This is a genomic window from Paenibacillus sp. 01T422, assembly GCF_056398785.1.
This window is the reverse complement of the sequence record NZ_JBFTQB010001207.1, coordinates 1-1,489: the sequence shown is the minus strand read 5'-3', so window position 1 is coordinate 1,489 and position 1,489 is coordinate 1. Positions and strand designations below refer to the sequence as shown.

2 protein-coding genes are annotated in these 1,489 nt (G+C 50.1%); one reads left to right on the top strand and one right to left on the bottom strand.

Annotated features, from left to right (window positions below):
* On the top strand, window positions 1-825 hold an 825-nt coding region (locus AC1DUA_RS37235), incomplete at its 5' end, for a Gfo/Idh/MocA family protein (RefSeq protein ID WP_477504510.1).
* A 31-nt stretch (window positions 826-856) separates the two neighbouring features.
* On the opposite strand, the gene AC1DUA_RS37230 is transcribed toward AC1DUA_RS37235, so the two are convergent.
* On the bottom strand, window positions 857-1,489 hold a 633-nt coding region (locus tag AC1DUA_RS37230), incomplete at its 5' end, for a helix-turn-helix transcriptional regulator (RefSeq protein WP_477504509.1).

Here is a 1,489-nt window from a genome sequence, read left to right as displayed (position 1 = left end):
GCGTCGCGTCGTACAGGCAAGCTGTTGTCCGTTGTGGCTCAGAATCGCTTCAAAACGCCGATGATGAAAATGAAGTCGGTCCTAGAAAGCGGACTTATGGGGAATATCCTGCACGTGCAGGTGGATTCGTTCTGGTGGCGCGGTCATTCGTATTATGATCTGTGGTGGCGCGGCACATGGGAAAAAGAAGGTGGCGGCCCGACACTGAACCACGCCGTGCATCATATTGATGCGCTGTTGTGGATGATGGGCAGCCCAAGCGAAGTGCAGGCATTCATGAGCAATGTTGCRCATGATAATGCCGAAGTGGAAGATCTTTCGATCGGGATGCTGCGCTATGCGAATGGATCGCTCGGTCAACTGACCAGCTCTGTCGTTCATCACGGGGAAGAGCAGCAGTTGATTTTCCAAGGCGCTAAGGCGCGCGTCTCAACACCTTGGAAAGTGAAAGCATCGAACTCCAAAGCAAATGGCTTCCCTGAGCCGAATCCAGAACTGGAGTCACAGCTGCAAGCGTTCTATGATGCTCTGCCGGAAGTCGTGCATGTAGGCCATGCGGGTCAAATTGATAATGTGCTTACATCCATTGAGACAGGCGCACCTCTCCTGATCGATGGCAATAGCGGCAGACAAACACTGGAATTAATTACGGCTATCTATAAATCGGCAAGCACGGGACAATTGGTGAAATTCCCGATCGGCCCTGAGGATGCTTTCTACACGCGTGAAGGTGTTCAAGCGAATGCAACTCATTTCTATGAGAAAAATAAGTCGATCGAGAATTTTGCAACGACCACCATTACAACAGGCAGCAGCTACAAGTAAGGATGCAGCTTGATACAGCACATTGAGGCCGTCAGCGCTGCTTCTGCCATTGCAAGCGGAATTGATGCGGCGTACTGCCCATACGGCTTTTAAACATTTTGCAGAAGTAGGAACTGTTCGTAATGCCGATATTTTCAGCGATTTGTGCAATCGACTGTTCGGTTGAGGTTAGCAGCATGACAGCTTGCTGCATTCTACGTGCCGTCACATAGTCAGAAATACTGCTGCCTGTGCACTCTTTGAACAAGTGAGAGAGATGGTAGGGAGACAGGTGAAGCTCGCTGGCCATGTGCTCAAGTCGAAGCGGCTCTGTGTAATGCCCTTCGAGCCAGCCCAGAATACGCTCAGCTTGATGCTTATGACGGGTATGGCCGGAGTCGAACTGCACATCGCTTCGTTCCCATATTTGCCGTAAGGCCCGGAAGAAGGCAACCAGGAATAAGGAGAATTCCTCTAGCTCGTCTTTCTTGGCTAACATCGGTATTTTCTCTTCTAGGCTTGGGAAGATGGAAAGCAGAGATTCCGGTTCGCCGATATTGTAAAGGCATGGCGCAGGCAGCTTGCTAGTGTGCATTTGTTTGAAAAATGTAAGCAGCTTTGGCCATCGCTCAAAATAAGTTTCATAGAGATAGGGCTCGTAGTGCACAATAGAGCGGATGAAAGG